Annotated in this window: 22 protein-coding genes, 1 tRNA gene and 1 riboswitch; of the genes, 16 read left to right on the plus strand and 7 right to left on the minus strand. The window is 63.0% G+C overall.

Translation table 11 applies throughout. The annotated features are described in order from the left end of the window. Positions 1-101 precede the first annotated feature (101 nt). Both DES43_RS05095 and DES43_RS05100 read left to right on the plus strand, forming a co-directional pair. Complete coding sequence (locus DES43_RS05095; RefSeq protein ID WP_208110820.1) at positions 102-935, plus strand: recombinase family protein; 834 nt, start codon at positions 102-104, stop codon at positions 933-935. Further along, entirely contained in the window at positions 932-1,315 is a 384-nt protein-coding gene (locus DES43_RS05100; protein WP_035029126.1) for a hypothetical protein, read from the plus strand. Before DES43_RS05095 ends, DES43_RS05100 begins: the two co-directional genes overlap by 4 nt. A gap of 89 nt (positions 1,316-1,404) precedes the next feature. Here DES43_RS05100 and DES43_RS05105 read toward each other — a convergent pair whose 3' ends face one another. The 3 genes from DES43_RS05105 to DES43_RS05115 form a co-directional block, all read right to left on the minus strand. Beyond that, entirely contained in the window at positions 1,405-2,484 is a 1,080-nt protein-coding gene (locus tag DES43_RS05105; RefSeq protein ID WP_035029129.1) for a tetratricopeptide repeat protein, read from the minus strand. Positions 2,485-2,634: 150 nt separating this feature from the next. Next, positions 2,635-3,411, minus strand: a complete 777-nt coding sequence (locus tag DES43_RS05110) for a protein NO VEIN domain-containing protein (RefSeq protein ID WP_245514531.1) — start codon at positions 3,409-3,411, stop codon at positions 2,635-2,637. A 409-nt stretch (positions 3,412-3,820) separates the two neighbouring features. Beyond that, positions 3,821-3,911: transfer RNA gene (locus DES43_RS05115), tRNA-Ser, on the minus strand. A 484-nt stretch (positions 3,912-4,395) separates the two neighbouring features. Here DES43_RS05115 and DES43_RS05120 point away from each other — a divergent pair. Then, the gene (locus tag DES43_RS05120) at positions 4,396-4,713 is read left to right on the plus strand and encodes a hypothetical protein (RefSeq protein WP_035022914.1); all 318 of its coding nucleotides are present in this window, start codon (positions 4,396-4,398) and stop codon (positions 4,711-4,713) included. A gap of 110 nt (positions 4,714-4,823) precedes the next feature. Beyond that, complete coding sequence (locus tag DES43_RS05125) at positions 4,824-5,954, plus strand: pyridoxal phosphate-dependent aminotransferase (protein ID WP_051520376.1); 1,131 nt, start codon at positions 4,824-4,826, stop codon at positions 5,952-5,954. Here the strand turns inward: DES43_RS05125 and DES43_RS05130 are convergent. Beyond that, entirely contained in the window at positions 5,852-6,406 is a 555-nt protein-coding gene (locus DES43_RS05130) for a histidine phosphatase family protein (RefSeq protein ID WP_084496377.1), read from the minus strand. The genes DES43_RS05125 and DES43_RS05130 overlap by 103 nt on opposite strands. Before the next feature lie 55 nt (positions 6,407-6,461). Continuing rightward, a riboswitch (adenosylcobalamin (AdoCbl) riboswitch) is annotated at positions 6,462-6,552 on the plus strand. 44 nt (positions 6,553-6,596) lie between these two features. Between DES43_RS05130 and DES43_RS05135 the strand changes: the two genes are divergently transcribed. The 7 genes from DES43_RS05135 to DES43_RS05165 all read left to right on the plus strand — a co-directional run bounded on the left by DES43_RS05135 (position 6,597) and on the right by DES43_RS05165 (position 13,637). After that, positions 6,597-6,806 (plus strand): CbtB domain-containing protein, encoded by a 210-nt coding sequence (locus DES43_RS05135; RefSeq protein WP_035022918.1) that lies wholly within the window; start codon positions 6,597-6,599, stop codon positions 6,804-6,806. 12 nt (positions 6,807-6,818) lie between these two features. Continuing rightward, a complete protein-coding gene (locus DES43_RS05140; protein WP_035022920.1) occupies positions 6,819-7,553 on the plus strand; it encodes a CbtA family protein in 735 nt (244 codons plus the stop codon). Positions 7,554-7,561: 8 nt separating this feature from the next. Next, a complete protein-coding gene (locus DES43_RS05145) occupies positions 7,562-8,191 on the plus strand; it encodes a hypothetical protein (RefSeq protein ID WP_035022923.1) in 630 nt (209 codons plus the stop codon). 96 nt (positions 8,192-8,287) lie between these two features. Then, positions 8,288-8,929 (plus strand): TetR/AcrR family transcriptional regulator, encoded by a 642-nt coding sequence (locus tag DES43_RS05150; protein ID WP_035022926.1) that lies wholly within the window; start codon positions 8,288-8,290, stop codon positions 8,927-8,929. Beyond that, positions 8,898-10,061 carry an isovaleryl-CoA dehydrogenase gene (locus tag DES43_RS05155; RefSeq protein ID WP_035022929.1) on the plus strand — a complete coding sequence of 388 codons (1,164 nt, stop codon included), beginning with the start codon at positions 8,898-8,900 and terminating at the stop codon, positions 10,059-10,061. Before DES43_RS05150 ends, DES43_RS05155 begins: the two co-directional genes overlap by 32 nt. A gap of 1 nt (position 10,062) precedes the next feature. Then, positions 10,063-11,670, plus strand: coding sequence for a carboxyl transferase domain-containing protein (locus DES43_RS05160; RefSeq protein WP_035022931.1), 1,608 nt, complete (start codon positions 10,063-10,065; stop codon positions 11,668-11,670). Positions 11,671-11,678: 8 nt separating this feature from the next. Further along, positions 11,679-13,637 carry an acetyl-CoA carboxylase biotin carboxylase subunit gene (locus DES43_RS05165; RefSeq protein WP_133674837.1) on the plus strand — a complete coding sequence of 653 codons (1,959 nt, stop codon included), beginning with the start codon at positions 11,679-11,681 and terminating at the stop codon, positions 13,635-13,637. 252 nt (positions 13,638-13,889) lie between these two features. Here the strand turns inward: DES43_RS05165 and DES43_RS05170 are convergent, their stop codons facing one another. After that, positions 13,890-14,156 (minus strand): SEL1-like repeat protein, encoded by a 267-nt coding sequence (locus DES43_RS05170; RefSeq protein ID WP_035022937.1) that lies wholly within the window; start codon positions 14,154-14,156, stop codon positions 13,890-13,892. Between the two features lie 401 nt (positions 14,157-14,557). Between DES43_RS05170 and DES43_RS05175 the strand changes: the two genes are divergently transcribed. Beyond that, a complete protein-coding gene (locus DES43_RS05175) occupies positions 14,558-14,899 on the plus strand; it encodes a DUF2147 domain-containing protein (RefSeq protein ID WP_051520354.1) in 342 nt (113 codons plus the stop codon). Between the two features lie 55 nt (positions 14,900-14,954). Here the strand turns inward: DES43_RS05175 and DES43_RS05180 are convergent, their stop codons facing one another. Next, on the minus strand, positions 14,955-15,659 hold the full coding sequence (locus tag DES43_RS05180; protein ID WP_035022939.1) for a glutathione S-transferase family protein: 705 nt from the start codon (positions 15,657-15,659) through the stop codon (positions 14,955-14,957). Between the two features lie 177 nt (positions 15,660-15,836). On the opposite strand from DES43_RS05180, the gene DES43_RS22300 reads away from it, so the two are divergent. From DES43_RS22300 to DES43_RS05190, 3 genes are all read left to right on the plus strand, one after another. Further along, positions 15,837-15,995, plus strand: coding sequence for a hypothetical protein (locus DES43_RS22300; protein WP_166647708.1), 159 nt, complete (start codon positions 15,837-15,839; stop codon positions 15,993-15,995). Positions 15,996-16,017: 22 nt separating this feature from the next. Next, positions 16,018-16,212, plus strand: coding sequence for a hypothetical protein (locus tag DES43_RS05185; protein WP_035022942.1), 195 nt, complete (start codon positions 16,018-16,020; stop codon positions 16,210-16,212). 74 nt (positions 16,213-16,286) lie between these two features. Further along, the gene (locus tag DES43_RS05190; RefSeq protein ID WP_035023457.1) at positions 16,287-17,786 is read left to right on the plus strand and encodes an AMP nucleosidase; all 1,500 of its coding nucleotides are present in this window, start codon (positions 16,287-16,289) and stop codon (positions 17,784-17,786) included. Between the two features lie 174 nt (positions 17,787-17,960). Here the strand turns inward: DES43_RS05190 and DES43_RS05195 are convergent, their stop codons facing one another. After that, positions 17,961-18,530, minus strand: coding sequence for a DUF922 domain-containing Zn-dependent protease (locus DES43_RS05195; RefSeq protein ID WP_245264624.1), 570 nt, complete (start codon positions 18,528-18,530; stop codon positions 17,961-17,963). A 131-nt stretch (positions 18,531-18,661) separates the two neighbouring features. Between DES43_RS05195 and DES43_RS05200 the strand changes: the two genes are divergently transcribed. Beyond that, positions 18,662-19,678, plus strand: coding sequence for an endonuclease/exonuclease/phosphatase family protein (locus DES43_RS05200; protein WP_035022948.1), 1,017 nt, complete (start codon positions 18,662-18,664; stop codon positions 19,676-19,678). The last annotated feature ends 18 nt before the right edge of the window (positions 19,679-19,696 follow it).

The raw sequence follows: 19,696 nt of genomic DNA on the forward strand, positions 1-19,696 counted from the left end.
CCTGATCGGGCGCTCACCGTCGTGCCCTCCATCAACCCAAAACCGGGGTTCCTTTTGCGCGAAAATACGGGGTCCCGATTCCACGGTCATTGACAATCTGGATGGGGGGCTATGTGCCGCTTGGCTACGATGTGCAGGAACGCAAGTTGGTGATCAACGAGGCTGAGGCCGCCTCGGTGCGCCGGATTTACGAGCGGTTCGCCGAACTTGGCTCGGCCACGATGCTGGCGAAAGAGCTGCGGCGGGAGGGGTTTCGCAGCAAGCAGGGCACGCTGATTGACAAGGGCTACCTCTATCGGGTGCTCCGCAATCGCGTCTATCGCGGCGAGGCCGTCCACAAGGGCAAGGCCTATCCTGGCGAGCACGACGCTATCGTCACCGACAAGGTTTGGGATCAGGTCGATGCGATCCTGCAGGGCAACCGCCACGCCCGGTCCAGCAACAGCCGCATGCAGACGCCCGCGCCGCTGAAGGGGCTGATCTTCACCGATACCGGCGCGGCCATGACCCCGACCGCGACCAAGAAGCGCGGAAAGCTCTACCGCTATTACGTCTCGATGGACGTGATCAAGAACCGCACCACGGAGGACGACAGCGGCGGCGATCAAGCACCGGTCCGCCTGCCTGCGGGCATGGTCGAGGACGCCATCGTCACCGAAGTCCGGCGCATTCTGCAGACGCCCGAGGTGGTCACGCAGGTTCTTGCGGCGCTGAAGCGCGATCAGGTATCCGAGGCCGAGGCAATCGCGGCGCTGCATGATTTCAACACCCTCTGGGCGCAGCTGTTTCCGCTCGAACAGGCGCGGATCATCCAGCTATTGGTCCGGCGCGTCACCGTCACCGCCGCCGGGCTCGAGGTCGACATCCGCCGCGAAGGCGTCGCGGGCGTCATTCGCGAAATGATCGCCCCGCCCGACATGGAGGCCGCCGAATGACCCGAAGCAATGACACGATCCGCGTGCTGATCCCCCTGAAGCTGCGGAAGAAGAACGGGCGGCCCAAGATCATGCCGCCCGCCGATTACAGCCCGAGCGAGGATCAGACGCAGGACCCCCACATCCTGCGCGCCATCGGCCGGGCATGGGGCTGGCGGCGGCGCATGGAGGCAGGTGAGTTCTCCACGATCCAGGAACTGGGCGAGGCCGTCGGTCTGGCCGAACGTCATGTCAGCCGCCAGCTGCGCCTCGCCTATCTGGCGCCAGAGGTGCTGAAGCGCCTGACCTGCGGCCGCGAAGCATCGGCGGTCAGTTTGTACGACCTATGTTTTCTGGCCGGGGAGACATGGCAGGAGCAGGCAGAGCGCACGTTTCGCTGATCGAGCGGCATTGAGCGCTTGATCGGCTGTCGAGCGATAGCCTTACTTCTCATCGATTATCGAGATTGCGGCGAACCGATCTTGCGGTTTCACTTTCGAAGCCAAGCGAAACGCTCAGGATCCTGCTCAAGCAGATAGGCGCGGATTCGATTGCGCTCATTGGGTTCCAAGCGGATGAGCAGCGCCTTTAGTTCTTGGTCGATAGCCCGACGTTCGGCACCCAATGCCTCAGCCTTCGCATACCATTCGTGACCGGCGGCGAGGTCTCCAAGCTCCATTGAGACGGCGCCAAGCAGCGTGCAGGGCCGGAAATCGGTCGGGGTCATCTCGTGCGCTTCCAGCCCGAGTGCTCGTGCCTCGTTGAGGCGGCCGGCATCGCGCATCGCGCCTCCGCGCGTCGTCAGCAGCGCAGATTGGGGTTTCGGATTTCGACCTGCCTTGTCGAGCGCTGCGCCTGTTACCTCCAACGCCTGAGAGGCTTCGCCAGCCTTTCGCCAATGCGCACTGGCATTCACCGCATCCCAGAGATCGCCGGTTTCGGCCCATGCTTTCGTTAGCGCTTCGGCTTCCAGCCGATGCCATGCTTTCTGCAACGCGTCGGTCCAACAGTCGTCCGCCTCAGTTGCCAACCAGGCAATGTCCTCGGGCGTCGGGCGGATTCCGCTCGCGACCTGTTTCAGCAACCTCATTACACGCGGATATTGCTCGGTCTCAATGAAGCCGATATCGAACCGATCCCGCAACTCGCGTGCTTCACGCTTCCGTCGAAGCACGGGGTCATTCTCCATGGCAGCAAAACGTGCCTTGATTGCCGCATTCATCGCCTCGGCCTTTTGGGCTTGTTCGGCTGCCGCCCTGTCAGCGTGTTCCTTCGCCCGTTGGATACGCTCTGACCGCTCGCGCTCCGCGGTCTCCTCGAAAGTGGGGCGATCGATCTGTCCGGTCGACAAAGCCAAGAGGGAATTCAGACCGCCGGAAGTCAGAAACGCTTCCGCCAAGGTGGTCAGCTTCTCGCCCGCCTCGATCTTCTGCAGAATTCCATTCAACCGCGCGCCGACGAGGGCCGCGCCCGGCAAGTCATCGACAAGATATTTTTCCGCCAAACCAGTTTGGGCTGACCCCGCCATCAAAAAAACCTGCGCAATTATAATACTGCTGGAGACAAGCATGCTTGCAGGCGGAAATGCAACGCAAAAGCCCCTAGAAGTCAGAGGGATATGCCTGTGCGCCAACGTTACGACAACGCGCCATTCGGCCTACACACCCAACGGCTGCGCCTGTTGCAGACAATTTGCTTACCGCGCGCGCGATCAACTTAATTATCGAAAACTCGCCTGAAAGGCAGTCGCGGTCAGCGAGACATGCGCCTCCAGCGGCGGGTGCAGCTCGAACGCCTTCGGTTCGCGCGCGAAGTTCCAGAGCCGGAACAGGGACCATTCCGAGCGCCGCTCCTCGGCCACAGCCAGCTCGTTGCGGCTGATGTGGAAAGGGGTGCGTTCCCAGCCATTCGTCGTCTTCACCTCGATCAGGCGCGGACGGCCGTCGGGTGCAAAGCTCGCGATATCGTAGCCGGCACCATCGCCATCCTCCTCCGAAACCCACCGGACCTTGCGCGCAAGATCGTCGCGGCCCGCTGATTTGAGGGCTGCATGTTCGTGCGCCAGGACGCGCTCCTCACCGGCACGGCCGAGGGCCCGGTTTCGTTCGTCTCTCGCCGCGACATCGAATTTGCGGGCGATGTGCAGCATCTGCTCCAGCTCCTGCGGCGGCGGCTGGTTCGACAGCGTGGGCGGCGGCCCGATCCAGATGGGCCGTGCCTCCGCGAGGCCTGTCGGCGCTCGTATACCCGAATGGCGATCAAGCCAGGCCGGGTTCAGCGCCAGCCAACGCGCCACGGCATCCACCAGTGTCATCTGGAAGTTGAACGCGGGCTTGTAGCCGGGGATCCAGTCCTCGCCGAGCCCCTTCAGCACCGCGCTGATGTTCTGGTGCTTGAACTCGACGGCCCCCTCGGACCGGTCGTTCAGCAGCGGGAGGAGTGCGCGGCGGTGCTCGGCTTTGTTGTAGGGTCGCCCGGAGATGTCGTCGGCCAGCATCGCGAAGTAATCCGCGACGATCAGGTCGTTTTCTTGATCTGTCCAGGCCCCGTTTGACATCGCGCCAGGCTAGGGGCGGAAACTGCGTTTGTCATCAGAGACTTCGCGCAAAACTCCCAAGACATACCAACCACCACGCCGCCCGTGTCGCGTCTCCGTCGGCTTTGAGACAAGCCGGAACCAGCGAAACACGGGCGCAACGCGCTCCGGTCAGTTCGTTGAAATCTATGGGGGTTTTGAACCCGTCTCGCTGAGAGCGAGGGGCGGGTGGAAAGAGACGGTGGGCGTTCGGAGACCGATCTCGCGCAGTCGGCCAGTCTCCGAAGGGCGGATGGTCCCCGCAAACCCCTTTGGCACATAAAGAAAAAGGCCCCGCGAGGGACCTGTTTTCGAGTTTGCACTGAGCAAGTGGCGGAGAGGATGGGATTCGAACCCACGAGAAGCTTTTGACCTCTACTCCCTTAGCAGGGGAGCGCCTTCGACCACTCGGCCACCTCTCCACACGGCGCTTTCTAAGGCTTTCCACTGATTTGGCAAGGCTCTATCTTGTAGATAAATGCAGGAACTCACAGGGGAACTGAAGGAATGGTTCCGCCGCCTGCAAGAAGACACCCGGCATTGCAGCCTGCCTTCCAGTCCTCCGGCGGCCCCCTGGCTGATGGGAGCGCTACTGTCCTGCGCGGGGACGACCATCCGGCTGCGGGAATTGGCCAGCCAATGGATTCTCTTCATTTAGCCACCACCACGCATGCCTGCCGCCTGCGCGGCTCCCTGTTTGCGGGGGTGGCAGCGGACTCCCGACAAAAATGCGCTGCCGTGCATGAGCGGAGGGAACTTTCAGACAACCGCTGGACACGGTTGTAGCCCGATCCATAGCTTACCGCGACAGCGCAGACCACGGCGACCATATATCGACCAGATTGGGCTGCACATATAATGTCGCGGCTTGAGACGGCGTCAGCCGGATACGGAAAGGCAAACTCCATGAGACGGTCCTGCGCGGTCCTGATTATCACGGCGCTCGCCACGACGGCCATGGCCGGGTGCTCATCGCACCGCGTCGATCCGGCAGCATATCAGAGCGCGTCATGCGTCGATCTCGACACCTCGATCGGCATGAATTCCAGGGAGATCAGTGCAACCGCCGTTCGCCGCGGCAAGGTGGACAGTTGGGAGCCGCCGTTCTGGCTGGCCGGCGCCAGACGCGGGGCGGAAGCGGTCAAGAACAGGCAAACCGCAAAGATTGACAGGCTGCAGCAACAGGGAACCGCCATGACGGCCGAGAGGGCCCGCCGCTGCTGATTTTCGAAACCATTTGCGCGTTGAACGCCACGCTGCCTTAACTCTCGAAAGCTCTTGCACTTTTCCTGTTGCCGGGCTTACCTGCGGGCCGTTTCGACAACAGGATCGCCATGCCCGTTTATCCGCCGTTCACGCCCGTCATCGCTGCCCTGCCCTCTACCGTCCCCTTTGTCGGCCCGGAAGCTCAGCAGCGTGACAGCGGCAGGAAATTCCGTGCCCGGATCGGAGCCAATGAAAGCAGCTTCGGCCCCTCGCCCCGCGTCATCGAACGCATGATCGAAGCCGCGCCCGACATGTGGATGTATTGCGATCCGGACAATCATGACCTCAAGGTTGCGGCAGCCGCACATCATGGCGTCAGGCCGCAGAACATCGTCGTGGGCGAAGGTATCGACGGGCTGCTCGGCCTGCTGACGCGCATGTATGCCTCGCCCGGAGAGCCGGTGGTGACGTCGCTGGGGGCGTATCCCACCTTCAATTTCCATGTTGCCAGCGTCGGGGGCAGGCTTGTGTCCGTTCCCTATGAAAACGACCGCGAAAATCTCGACGGGCTGCTCGAAGCCGTGCGCCGTGAAAAGGCCCGGCTGGTTTATCTGTCCAATCCCGACAATCCGATGGGAAGCTGGTGGGAGGCGCACGATGTGAACCGCCTCATCGAAACTCTGCCGGAAACGACGATGTTCATTCTGGACGAGGCTTATTGCGAACTCGGGCCCGCATCTGCCCTGCCGGCAATCGATGTGGAGAGGCCCAATGTCGTGCGCATGCGCACCTTCTCCAAAGCCTACGGGCTCGCCGGCATCCGCTGCGGCTATGCCATCGGCGAGGAAACGGTGATTGCCGCCTTCGAGAAGATCCGCAACCATTACGGCGTCAGCCGCATGGCGCAGATCGCCGGCGAGGCGGCGCTGGAGGACCAGGACTATCTGGCCGAGGTGGTGCGCAAGGTGGAGGCGGGCCGGCACCGCATTGCCGCCATTGCAGCGGAAAACGGCTTGCAGGCCCTGCCCTCCGCCACCAATTTTGTGGCCGTGGACTGCGGCAGCGACGGGGCGTTTGCGCTGAAGCTGATGCAGGGGCTGCTGGCGCGCGGCGTGTTCATCCGCAAGCCCATGGCGGCGGGGCTGGATCGCTGCATTCAGAGACTTACCGCAATGCGCAAGGCCCAGCGGCGTCCGTCACTGGTCAGGCGCGTGAGGCTGAGCGGCTCGACATCGACGCGCCAGAAAGCGCTCGTCTGAGCCCCGAGCACTTCGCAGACAGCGGCGCGGATGACGGACGCGTGGGTGATTGCCAGCGTATGTCCCGAAAGATCGAGGTTTTCTTCCAGAAAACCGGACACGCGGCGCCTGAGATCGTCGGGAGATTCGCCGCCATGTGGCGCGGCTGCCGGGTCGGACACCCATGCGGCCAGCTCCGCCGGATCGAGTTCGGCCAGCCTGCGACCAGCCCAGCTGCCGAAATCCTGATCGCGAAGAGAGGCCGCCGCCGTCCCCTTCAGGCCAAGGGCAGCGGCCGTCTGGGCGGCGCGCAGGCCGGGGCCGTGCCATATACGATCGGCACGCGGCAATTTACCCGCCAGCTTTTGCGCCTGCGCAAAGGCCGCGGGCTCGAGCGGTTCGTCACGGGGAAAGGCACCGCGCCGGTTTGCATTCGTCGAACCGCAGCAGATCAACGTCAACCGGCCTGTCATCTATGCTCCTTCCTTTCATTGACAGCCATACATCACGGCGACTAGTGTCGGCAAAGGTTACGGATCTGGAAGCTGGTGAAAATCCAGCACGGTCGCGCCACTGTGACCCGCGGTTATCGCCGGAAGTCAGGCCTTGGTCCGTGCCCCACAGCTTGCAATAGCGGGACGCAGGATCCCGGGGAGAAGCACCATGTCTGACATCACTTTTGCACCAGAAATCCGTCCGGTCCCGATTCCGGTGCGGGAAATACTGCCGTGGGCGATTTTCGGTGGCCTGCTCATGATACTGGGCATCTACTTCGTCGGCGCGGAGGAAGGGGCGACAACCCTGTTCTCAAGCCTGAGCACGCATGAATTCGTTCATGACGCGCGCCATCTCCTCGGCTTCCCCTGCCACTGAAAGCATAGCGCCATGGTTGGAAATCTTCTCATTCGCGGGATGCTGGTCGGCATCCTCGCCGGACTTTTTGCATTCGGATTCGCCCGCGTGTTCGGCGAACCTCATATCGACAGCGCCATCGCCTATGAAGAAGCGATGGCCGAAGCCTCCGGCGAAGCCGCCGAAGAGGAGGAAGAGCTGGTTAGCCGCGAGACGCAGGCCGGCGCCGGCCTGCTGACCGGCTCCGTCGTCTACGGCGCCGCCATCGGCGGCCTGTTCTCGCTCGTCTTCGCCTATGTCTATGGCCGCGTGACCTCGTTCGGCCCCCGCGCCACCGCCGGACTGCTGGCGGTTGCCGCCTTCATCGCCGTGGTGCTGGTTCCAGCTCTGAAATATCCCGCCACACCGCCGGCCGTCGGCAATCCCGAAACGATCGGCGAACGCACGGAACTGTTCTTCGTCATGCTGGTGGTGTCCGTCATCGCGGCTGTCGTCGCCGTGGCGCTGGCGCGGCGGCTGTGGAGCCAGCTCGGCGGCTGGAACGCCGGGATCGCCGGGGCTCTCGCTTTCATCGTCATCATCGCCATCGCCCAATATGCGCTGCCGACGGTGAACGAGATTCCGGATGGCTATTCGGCCGATCTGCTCTGGCGCTTCCGCACGTCCTCGCTCGGCATGCATGCCGTGCTGTGGGCGGTGATCGGCCTTGCGTTCGGTGCGGTCGCCGAACGTGCCCTGCCCGCCGGCGCGCGCGCCCGGGCGGCCTGAGGAATGCCATGAAGCGGCGCGCTCCCCTTCCGGTGCGTGCCGCGCTTCTTGTTGCGATTTCCGCGGCCTGCCTTGCTTCACCTTCCGAAGCACACCGGCGCATCAACCCCGGCGAAATCCAGGGCATACCGATGGCCAGCCTGTCGCACGGCCAGATGGCCGTGATCGCCGACTATCGCAGCGAGATCATGAAGCTTGCAGCGCAGGAGCGGCAGGTGGACGATACGTTCGTGCGGCTGCTGAACTATGGCAACATCCAGTACACCTACTGCCTGTGGGGGCTCGTTCCCGGCACGCTGGGCGATGAGGAAAGCCCGTTCAACGAGTGCGCCCATGCCTATCTGTCGGCTGCGCGCGAACTGCTTTCCCATATGCGCGAGACCTCGGCCAACAAGGCTGCCGTGGAAGATCTGATATCGCGCATCGATTCGGACATGGTGCGCAAGCAGTCGTCCTTCGTGCTGTGCCAGTACAGCGGCGATAGCTTCGATACGGCAAGCGTCGTGCGGCCGCTCTGGCGCGGCATACCAGGACACCTGCCCAGCCTTGCCACCTTTTCCGGCCTCGGGCTTGCGCTGATCGGCATCGGCATGGTGCTTGGCAAGGGTCGTCCGAACACCGGACAGGACAAGACCTGATCAACCGTCCATAACCACAATGCCATCGTCCACGTTCAAGGCACCCTCTTGAATTAATTGAGCGTACGTTTTATTAATTCTAACCGGAGGAACCACATGGCGCGCACGGCAGGCTCGGACGGCGAACGAACTGAGGCGGCGATCCGCGAAGCGGCTGTCGACCTGATCGCACGCCATGGCTACGAGGCTGTGACCATGCGCCAGCTCGCCGCCCGGGTGGGCGTGCAGTCGGCCGCTCTCTACCGCTATTTCCCGACCAAGGAAGACCTGCTTTTCATCCTGATGCGCGAACACATGGAAGCGCTGCTCGATGCACGGAGCAATGTGCGCCCCTCTTGCGGCGATGCTGAGGAGCGGCTGGCTGCGTTTGTGGAAAACCACATCGCCTTCCACATCGAACGGCGCGCGCAAACCCATATCTCCAACATGGAACTGCGCAGCCTGTCGCCGGAACGGCTGACCGTCATCCTCAAGCTGCGCAGCGCCTATGAAAAGGAGCTGCGCGCCATCCTGCGCGAGGGCGCGGAAAGCGGCGCCTTCGACCTGGACGACATCGGGCTCACCGCCATGGCGATCATCCAGATGATCACCGGCGTCATCGTCTGGTTCCGGCCGGACGAGCGGCTTTCCGTCGAGGGCGTGACGCGGACCTATCTTTCCATGACAATGCGCCTCGTCGGGGCGTCAACGAACCGGGAGACCCATCATGTACACGCAGGCACTCGACTTCGGGCTTGACGAAGACGTTGCGGCACTTCGCGACCTCGTACACCGCTTCGCGCAGGAGAAGATCGCGCCGCTGGCCGCCGAGATCGACCGCAGCAACGAATTTCCGGCGCATCTGTGGGAGGAAATGGGTGCGCTCGGCCTGCTCGGCATGACCGCCGATGCGGCCTTCGGCGGCAGCAGCATGGGCTACCTCGCCCATGTGGTGGCGATGGAGGAGATTTCCCGCGCTTCCGCCTCGGTCGCCCTCTCCTATGGCGCGCACTCCAACCTGTGCGTCAACCAGATCAATCGCTGGGGAACGCCGGCGCAGAAGGAAAAATACCTGCCGGCGCTGTGCTCGGGCAAGGCGGTCGGCGCGCTCGCCATGTCGGAGCCCGGCGCGGGGTCCGACGTGGTGTCGATGCGGCTCAGGGCCGAGAAGAAGAACGACCGTTTCGTGCTCAACGGCACCAAGATGTGGATCACCAACGGGCCGGATGCCGACACGCTGGTCGTCTATGCCAAGACCGATCCGGAGCGGAAGTCGCGCGGCATCACCGCCTTCCTGATCGAAAAGGGCTTTGCCGGTTTCTCGGTGGCGCAGAAGCTCGACAAGCTCGGCATGCGCGGCTCCAACACCGGCGAGCTGGTGTTCGACAACGTCGAGGTGCCGTTCGAGAACGTGCTGGGCGAGGAAGGCAAGGGCGTCGAGGTGCTGATGTCGGGGCTCGACTATGAGCGCACCGTGCTCGCCGGCGGGCCGCTCGGCATCATGGCCGCCTGCCTCGACGTGGCTGTGCCTTATGTGCGCGAGCGCAGGCAGTTCGACCGGCCCATCGGCGACTTCCAGCTCGTGCAGGGCAAGCTCGCCGACATGTACACGACGCTGAACGCCTGCCGCGCCTATGTCTATGCCGTGGCCTCGGCCTGCGACCGCGGCCAGACCACGCGCAAGGATGCTGCCGGCTGCATTCTCTATGCGGCGGAGAAGGCGACGCAGACGGCGCTCGACGCCATCCAGCTTCTCGGCGGCAACGGCTATATCAACGACTATCCGACCGGCCGCCTGCTGCGCGACGCGAAGCTCTATGAAATCGGAGCGGGCACCTCCGAAATCCGCCGCTGGCTGATCGGCCGCGAGATCATGAGCGAGGACATCTGAGATGGCGGTGCTTCGCTCCCAAGTCTCCCCCTCCTCCGACACATTCCGCGCCAATGACGAGCGCATGCGCGCGCTGGTGGAGGACATTGCCGCAAAGGCCGCAAGGGTGCAGCAGGGCGGCTCGGACGAGGCCCGCCAGCGCCATGTCTCGCGTGGAAAACTGCTGCCGCGCGAGCGGCTGGCGCAATTGCTCGATGCCGGCTCGCCCTTTCTCGAAATCGGCCAGTTCGCTGCCTGGAACATGTATGGCGGCGACATCGCCTCGGCCGGGATGATTGCCGGCATCGGCCGCGTCGAGGGACGCGAGGTGATGATCGTGGTGAATGACGCCACGGTGAAGGGCGGCACCTATTATCCGATCACCGTGAAGAAGCATCTGCGGGCGCAGGAAATCGCCAGGGAAAACAACCTGCCTTGCGTCTATCTGGTCGATTCCGGCGGCGCGAACCTGCCCAATCAGGATGAGGTGTTCCCGGACCGCGAGCATTTCGGCCGCATCTTCTACAATCAGGCCACCCTGTCGGCTGCCGGCATCCCTCAGATCGCCTGCGTGATGGGCTCGTGCACGGCGGGCGGTGCCTATGTGCCGGCGATGGCCGACGAATCGATCATGGTGCGCAAGCAGGCGACCATCTTCCTCGGCGGGCCGCCGCTGGTGAAGGCCGCCACCGGCGAGGACGTGAGCGCCGAGGAGCTGGGCGGCGCCGACCTGCACACGCGCGAATCCGGCGTCGCCGATCATCTCGCCATGGACGACGAGCATGCGCTGGCGATCACGCGGCGCATCGTCAGGAACCTGAATCGAAAGAAGGAGATCGGGCTCGATCTTCGTGAACCGATTCCGCCCCTTCACGATCCGCGCGAACTCTATGGCATCGTGCCGACCGACCTGCGCCAGCCCTATGACGTGCGCGAGGTGATCGCCCGCATCGTCGACGGCTCCGACTTCGACGAGTTCAAGCAGAACTACGGCACGACGCTGGTGACCGGCTTCGCGCATATCCATGGCATGCCAGTCGGCATTATCGGCAACAACGGCGTGCTGTTCTCCGAAAGCGCGCAGAAGGGTGCGCATTTCATCGAACTGTGCTGCCAGCGCGGCATCCCGCTGGTGTTTTTGCAGAACATCACCGGCTTCATGGTCGGCAAGAAATACGAGGCGGGCGGCATCGCCAAGGACGGCGCCAAGCTGGTGACGGCGGTGGCGACGGCCAGCGTACCGAAGGTGACGATGATCATCGGCGGGTCGTTCGGCGCCGGCAATTACGGCATGTGCGGGCGCGCCTATTCGCCCCGCTTCCTGTGGATGTGGCCGAACGCCCGCATCTCGGTGATGGGCGGCGAGCAGGCCGCCATGGTGCTGGCGCTGGTCAGGCGCGAGGGCATCGAGCGCAAGGGCGGCACCTGGAGCGCCGAGGAGGAAGCCGAGTTCAAGCGCCCGACGCTGGAGAAATACGAGCGCGAGGGCCATCCGCTCTATTCCTCGGCGCGCCTGTGGGACGACGGCATCATCGACCCGGCCCGCAGCCGCGAAGTGCTGGCGCTGTCGCTTTCGGCGGCGCTCAACGCGCCGGTGCCGGACACTAAATTCGGCCTGTTCAGGATGTGAGGGCGGCCATGTTCAAGAAAATCCTCATCGCCAATCGCGGCGAGATCGCCTGCCGCATCATCCGCACCGCAAGGCGCATGGGCGTGGCGACCGTCGCCGTCTATTCCGACGCAGACGCCGGTGCCATGCATGTCGCCATGGCCGACGAGGCCGTGCGCATCGGGCCGCCGCCGGTGGCCGAGAGCTATCTCGACGGCGAGCGCATTGTCGCGGCTGCATTGATGACCGGCGCGGAAGCGATCCATCCCGGCTATGGCTTCCTGTCAGAAAACCCGGATTTCGTCGACCGGGTGGTGAATGCCGGGCTGATCTTCATCGGCCCATCCGCCACCTCGATCCGCGCCATGGGCCTCAAGGATGCCGCCAAGCGCCTGATGGAAAAGGCCGGCGTGCCGGTGGTGCCCGGCTATCACGGCGAGGCACAGGACATCGTTCTGCTTGCCTCCAAGGCCACCGAGATCGGCTTTCCGGTGCTGATCAAGGCCCGTGCCGGCGGCGGCGGGCGCGGCATGCGACGTGTCGAGCATGCCGACGACTTCGCGGAAGCGCTGTCCTCGGCCCGCCGTGAGGCGAAGGCTGCCTTCGGTGACGACCGGGTGCTCGTCGAAAAATATGTCGAGAAGCCGCGCCACATCGAGGTCCAGGTGTTCGGCGACAATTACGGCAATGTCGTCCATCTGTTCGAGCGCGACTGCTCGGCGCAGCGCCGCCACCAGAAGGTGATCGAGGAAGCCCCCGCCCCCGGCATGACCGAAGAGATGCGGGCGGCAATGACGGAAGCTGCCGTCACGGCGGCCAAGGCCATTTCCTATTCCGGCGCAGGCACCATCGAGTTCATCGTCGATGCCTCGCAGGGCCTGCGTCCCGACCGCTTCTGGTTCATGGAGATGAACACCCGCCTCCAGGTCGAGCACCCCGTCACCGAGATGATCACCGGCGTCGATCTGGTCGAATGGCAGTTGCGCGTCGCCTGTGGCGAGGCGCTGCCCATGCGTCAGGACGAGATCATGCTGGACGGCCACGCCTTCGAGGCACGCCTTTACGCGGAGGATGCCGCCAAAGGGTTTTTGCCGGCCACCGGCACGCTGCATCATCTGTGGTTTCCGGATGAGCCTGCGGCGGGCACGTCGCTGCGGGTGGAAACAGGGGTGCGCGAAGGCGATGCGATCTCCCCTTTCTACGATCCGATGATCGCCAAGCTGGTGGTTCACGGCCCCGACCGCGAAACGGCGCTCGACGCGCTCGGCGACATGCTGGCGGAGACCGAAATCGCCGGTTCCACGGTCAACACCGCTTTCCTCGCCGCCCTTGCCGCTGACCCGGATTTCGCTTCCGGCGATGTCGACACCGGGCTGATCCTCGCCAAGCAGGATGCGCTGACGGCGATTCCGGAACCTTCGAAGGAACTGCTCGCGGCGGCGGCTCTGGCGGTTTCGGGCCTGTCCGATACCGGAACGCCCGACGATCCATGGTCGGCGCTCGCCGGCTATGCGCATTTCCACACGACGCCGAAGCGGATCGCGCTCAGATATGGCGAGCGCGAGATAAAGGCCCGCGTAGGGATCGAGGCCGGCAAGGCATTCGTCGAACTCGGGGGAGACGACGGCAGGGCGCATCGCCTTCAGCCCGCGATGGTGAATCTGGCGCGCTGGCCCGGACATATCAGCGTGTTCGACGGGGCGATGAGCTATTCGTTCACTGTCCCCGACCCGCTGGATCGGGCGCAAGAGGCTGGCGGCGGGGCGGACAGCCTGCGCGCGCCGATGCCGGGTCTCGTCAAACTCGTGCGCGCCGCCGTTGGCGACACGGTGGCGAAAGGCCAGCCGCTTCTGGTTCTGGAAGCGATGAAGATGGAGCACGCGATAGCCGCGCCGCATGACGGAGTGATTGCGGAAATCGCGACCGAAGGCAGTCAGGTCACCGACGGCGCCGTGCTGGTGCGCTTCGCCGAGCAGGGCGGCGAGTAACACGCAGCCGAAACGCAATTCCAGCAAAAGTGCGAAGCGGTTTTGCGTCCGGAATTGCGTCGAAATAATGCTCTAAAAGCCGAAGCCGCGCCGATCTTGTTCCGATCGGTCGCGGCCCGGCTGTGCGTGATGTTGGTATAAGCGCCCCCGCGCCGTTGTTGTTTCCACGCCTTCCCTGTCGTCACGGCCGGTTGTTGGAGCAACCACCGCCTGGTCGTCGCCGCGTTCTGCGCGCGGCTTTTCAATTTCCGGTCAGTGCATCGTCATCCATTCACGCGCTTCGCGCAGCGCCCTCGCCAGATCCGTCTTCGACATGCTGGCCGAGATTTCCGAGCGCAGTTCCGCAGCGCGGGCCGAACCCTTGATGGCGGCGATGTTGAACCACTTGTGTGCGGCGATCTGGTCGACCTCACAGTCGCGCCCCGTGGCGTACATCATGCCCAGTTCGACGAACATATCGGCCTGAGCCATCGTGCCCATGGTGCCGAAACCGGCTTCGTGCATTTCAAAACGTGCCATTTCAAACCCCTGTCCCGTTGCGAGAGCGCCTCGTTCTTGGTGTGTGGGAGGCTGCCCTTCGATGCTTCCGAGAATGCCCCAGGGGCTTGAATTCGCCGTAAAAAGACGTGCTTAATTTGAAGAAAACAAAGCTAAAAACAATAGGTAAACGTCACACTTCGTTAACGATGGAAAAGCCGGAAACAGCTGGCTTTCGGCTCGAATTTTACCGAAATTTCATAAGCTGAATTCAACCCTTCGCTAACCAAGACAACGCATCGGTTTCGCGATTTCGTTTTGATACAGCCCCGTTGCGCTTGAAAAAATATCGTCGATCTTCCCCAGCGGCACGGCTTTCGCCCGGCACGGGGCTGGATTAGCTTACGTTTGCGTAAGAGGAACGCAGCGCTCAGGGAGGAGACATGTTTCGCATTACCAGCGTGGCGGCATTCGCCATTCTCATGACGGCCGGCACGGCTCTTGCCGATCCGATCGAAGGCACGTGGAAGCGGCCCAACGGCACGCTGATCTCCTATGCCGGCAGCGGCTCGAAATATTGCGGCACGGTGATGACCGGCGAATACAAGGGCAAATCGATCGGCTGCATGGAAGGCGGCAACGGCGCCTACAAAGGCTCGGTCAACAAGCTGGATGAGGGCAAGACCTACAACGGCAAGGCCAGCATATCGGGCAACACCCTTTCGCTTTCCGGCTGCGTGCTGGGCGGGCTGATATGCAAGAGCGAAAAGCTTACCCGCCAGTAGGAAAGGCAATGGCCGCCGGTCATCCGGCGGCCCTCCCTTCCTAAACGGGCGGCAGTCAGGCGCGCGCCTTCTGGCCGAACAGGATTTTCTGCGCTTCCTTGTCCTCGGCAAGATTGTTGCGGTGATCCTGTCCGACTTCAACCGCCTTCTGGACAGCCGGGCGCGCGGCAATGGCCTCGAACCAGCGCCTGAGGTTCGGAAAATCCTCCAGATCCTGTCCCTGATTGCGGTACGGGCGAACCCACGGGAACGCAGCCATATCGGCAATCGAATAGTCCCCGGCCAGATATTCGCGGTCGGCGAGACGCTTGTTCATCACGCCGTAGAGCCGGTTCACCTCATTGGTGTAGCGGTCGATGCCATACTGGATTTTCTCCGGCGCGTACTGGCGGAAATGGTGGGCCTGCCCCGCCATTGGCCCAAGACCGCCCATCTGCCAGAACAGCCACTGGTCCACGTCCGTACGCTGGCGCTCGTCCGCGGGATAGAACCTGCCGAACTTGCGCCCGAGATATTGCAGGATGGCGCCGGACTCGAAGACAGATATCGGCTCTCCGCCCGGACCTTCCGGATCGACGATCGCAGGCATGCGATTGTTGGGAGCGATTTGCAGGAATGAAGGCTCGAACTGCTCGCCGCGTCCGATATTCACATAATGGACCTCGTAGGGAATGCCCGCTTCCTCCAGGAAGATCGTGATCTTGTGGCCATTGGGGGTCGGCCAGTAGTGCAGCTCGATGGGGGCGGTCTGGCTCGTCATTTGTCCTTCTCCGGCAGTTTCATGATCTGTCGGAGGCACATAGGCACTTCCGGCATCCGCGCAATAACCTGACGTGGTTAAGCAGCGTCAATAATTTTGAACCTCAGATGAACGGCCCTCTCAGAGAGGGTTCAGGCTGCCGGTGCGATCCTGGTTTCAACATCAGGGAAACCGGACATGCTCGCTCGCCGCTTCACCATCGTCTGCCTGCTGGCCACGCTCTTCGGCATCGGTTTCGCCATGATCGTCGCGGAAGCCGGCCGCCAGCCCCGCCACTGGGATGAGGTACGCGCAGGCAAATGCCTGCTGGGCTGCACCGGAACAACGGGCCGCTGAGGCAAGGACAGGGAACAGGACAATGAACACCATCTTCGAAAACAGCCTGACCTTCCTGCGCATCCTCCCCCGCGCGGCGCTGATCCTGACGTTGCTGGCCGCTCCGGTTCTGGCCGTTCCCATGGTGCGGGGCGACATTGGCCAGACCATCGAGGCCCCGTCCCTGAAGAAGAAGGGCGTCGGCTTCGTTCTGCTGGTCAGCCTGAAGCGGGCCTGACCGGCGCAAGAACATCAACAGCAAGCTTCAGCAGCCCCCTTCCCCACTCTCGAGCCATGGCCCTATATTGGGTCATGGAAAACCGAATCTACCCGCAGCCCATCGAAACGGTCGTCACGCCGGAGCCGGTGCAACCGCAAAGCTTCGACGATCCGGCCGAGGCAGTCGCTGCGCTGCGCCGCATTTATGATCGCAACACGCAGTTCCTGCGGGATTCCTTTGCCGCTCTGGCTTCCGGCGGCGATACGCACAAGCGCTACCGGGCCTTCTATCCGGAAGTCGGCGTGACCACGGCATCCTTCACCCAGGTGGACTCGCGCCAAGCTTACGGTCACATGCCCCTGCCCGGACATTTCTCTACGACCGTTACGCGGCCCCATCTGTTCGAAACCTATCTGACCGAGCAGCTTCGGCTCATCATCCGCAACCACGGCGTGCCGGTGGTCGTGCAGGAATCGACCACGCCGATCCCACTGCATTTCGCCTTCCTCGAAGGCACCTATGTCGATAGTTCGGTGGCCGAGCGCCTGCGCCGGCCGATCCGCGACCTGTTCGACGTGCCGGACCTCGACGGCACCGACGACCATATCGCCAACGGCACCTTCGAGGTGGGGCTGGGCGAAGCGCGGCCGCTCGCGCCGTTCACCGCCCAGCGCGTCGACTACTCGCTGCACCGGCTTCCGCACTATACGGCGACCAGCCCGGAGCATTTCCAGAACTATGTGCTGTTCACCAACTACCAGTTCTACATCGACGAGTTCGTCGCCCGCGCCCGCCAGCTGATGGCGGAGGGAGGCGGCGGCTATTCGGAGTTCGTGGAACCGGGCAATTTCATCACGGCCGCCGGGGAAGACCGCAACCCGGAAGCCGGACTGACGCGGCTGCCGCAGATGCCGGCCTATCATCTCAAGAAGCCCGGGCATGGCGGCATAACGATGGTCAATATCGGCGTCGGTCCCTCCAACGCCAAAACAATCACCGACCATATCGCCGTTCTGCGGCCTCATGCCTGGGTGATGCTTGGCCATTGCGCCGGGCTGCGCAACACGCAGGCGCTTGGCGACTATGTGCTGGCGCATGCCTATGTCCGCGAGGATCATGTCCTGGACGACGACCTGCCTGTATGGATACCCCTGCCGGCGCTGGCCGAAATTCAGGTCGCCTTGCAGGAAGCGGTCGCGGAAGTGACCGGCCTTTCCGGCTACGATCTCAAGCGCATCATGCGCACCGGCACGGTCGCCACCATCGACAACCGCAACTGGGAACTGCGCGACCAGCGCGGCCCGGTGCAGCGGCTCTCGCAATCGCGCGCCATCGCGCTCGACATGGAATCGGCGACCATCGCAGCCAACGGCTTCCGCTTCCGTGTTCCCTACGGAACGCTGCTGTGCGTTTCCGACAAGCCGCTGCATGGCGAGCTGAAGCTGCCGGGCATGGCCAGCGAGTTCTACAAGCGGCAGGTGGCCCAGCATCTCACCATAGGCATCAGGGCCATGGAAAAGCTCGCCGAAATGCCGATGGAGCGCCTGCACTCACGCAAGCTTCGCAGCTTCACGGAAACGGCGTTCCAGTAAGGCCCCGGTAAGGCGTGTCGCGATCTTTCAGATTCGTTGCTTGCGCTTCAAGTTCCTGTTTTCACGCATGTCGGCGTCCCGAAACCGGTCCCTGCTTTCGGGCGACATGATCTAACCCTTTGTTTTCACGAAATTCCGAACGCAAAACCGCTTCGCACTTTTGCTGGAATTGCTCTAATCCCCATTGACTAGCCCGAGTATGAGGCGGTGCATGTTTGCGCCCTCGGCCATCTCGATCCGGTCGAAATCGCTGCTGCGCTGCCGCTGGCGCAACGACGCCGCGCCCAGCGGGGCCTGGATGTCCTGCCTGATCTTCTTGCAGCCCGGATCGTTCTCAGCCGTGGCACCGATGGTGTTCGCCTCGATCTCGGCCACCATCTCCTTCATGTGAACGCCATGGACCTGCTCATGTCGCCTAATGCCATCGATGAAGGTGTCCCAGCGCTTCCTCGTTTCCGGCGGGAGAGGGTTGGAAGGTTTCGGAAGCGTGTAGGTGATGATGAGCCGCGGGACAGCGGAAACGAGCGTGCATGAGGTGCCCTGCGGCCGGTAATCCCTGCGCCATGTCAGTTTGAAGGTCGTGTGCGCAATGGCGCGTCCGACGCCGCTTTTCGGTCCCCGCTCCCCGATCGATCGATAGAGTTCTATGCCCGTGCGTCCCGATACGGGGTATGTTTCGACCCGCTCGATGATCTCGCCGCCAGCCACAGCCTCCGTGCCGGGGATGATTGCGAAAACGACCACGAGGACTAGGATTGCTGAAACGGTCGCCTTCAAACGCTTTTCCCGGTATCTGACATGCAATTCGAGCGCGCATCCTATGCGAGCTTCATGACACCATCAATGAGCCGTAATTGCGTCCACAAGCATCGCCCATGACAAGCAAACTCCGCTCCCTTCTTCTGCCCGGCATGATCGGCGCGTCGCTGGCATTGCTGCTGGGATTTTTTGGCGACTTCCATCCTGCCTTCGATTCCTTTGCCCATTTTCGTGTGCATCTGGCCTTTCTCACCGTAGTTCTGGCCATTGCGCTGCTCTTTACGCCAAACCGGCTGCTGTCCCTGTCGGCGCTGGTGTTCGCGTTAAGCGCGCTGTCTTCCGTAACAGGCGTCATGCACCTTCCCTTCGCAATCAACGCAAAAGCCTTTCCGGCCAGACCCGGGGACCGCGCCGTCTACCGCCTGCTTGAACTCAACCTGCGGCACGACAATGCGACGCCTGAGAAGGTGCTGTCGCTGATCGGCCGCGTGCAACCGGATGTGCTGAGTCTTTCCGAGGTCAGCCCGTCGTGGAAAGAAAAACTGAAACTTCTCGACGGCGCCTACCCTTACAGCAGCTTCTGCACCTATGCGGACACGCGCTACGGGGTTGCGGTCCTGTCGCGTCGCCCCTTTGTCGAAGGCGGCAAGCCGGCTTGCCATCCGCTCGTTTCGCTCACCATGGCATCCGTGGATTTCAGCGGATCGACGGTCGACATAGCCGCCCTGCATCTTGGCTGGCCGTGGCCACTCCCCCAATTCCGGCAGATTTCGCAGATGAGCGGGCCACTTTCCACTCTCGCAGACAATGCGATCCTCGCCGGCGACCTGAACGCCGCGCCATGGAGCGCGGCGGCATCCCGGCTGGCCGCGGCGGGGGGACTGAACCTCGTGGCCTCGCCCGGGCCGACATGGATCGACCGGCGATTGCCAATGGCCTTCCTGTTTGCCGGCCTGCCCATCGACAATGTGTTCGTCAGAGGCAATGTGGTGGTGCATTCCATCGAACGGCTGGAGGCCGTCGGTTCGGACCATGTTCCGATACTCGTCGAGTTCTCGGTACAGCCCGAGTCCGAAAAGCCTGACGGCGAACAGGAAAGCGCTACCGTTTCGCTCGAGCGGCGGCGCGGCTGAAAATGAAAAGCGGGGCCG

This window comes from Aquamicrobium defluvii (genome assembly GCF_004363725.1).
Lineage (GTDB): Bacteria > Pseudomonadota > Alphaproteobacteria > Rhizobiales > Rhizobiaceae > Mesorhizobium > Mesorhizobium defluvii.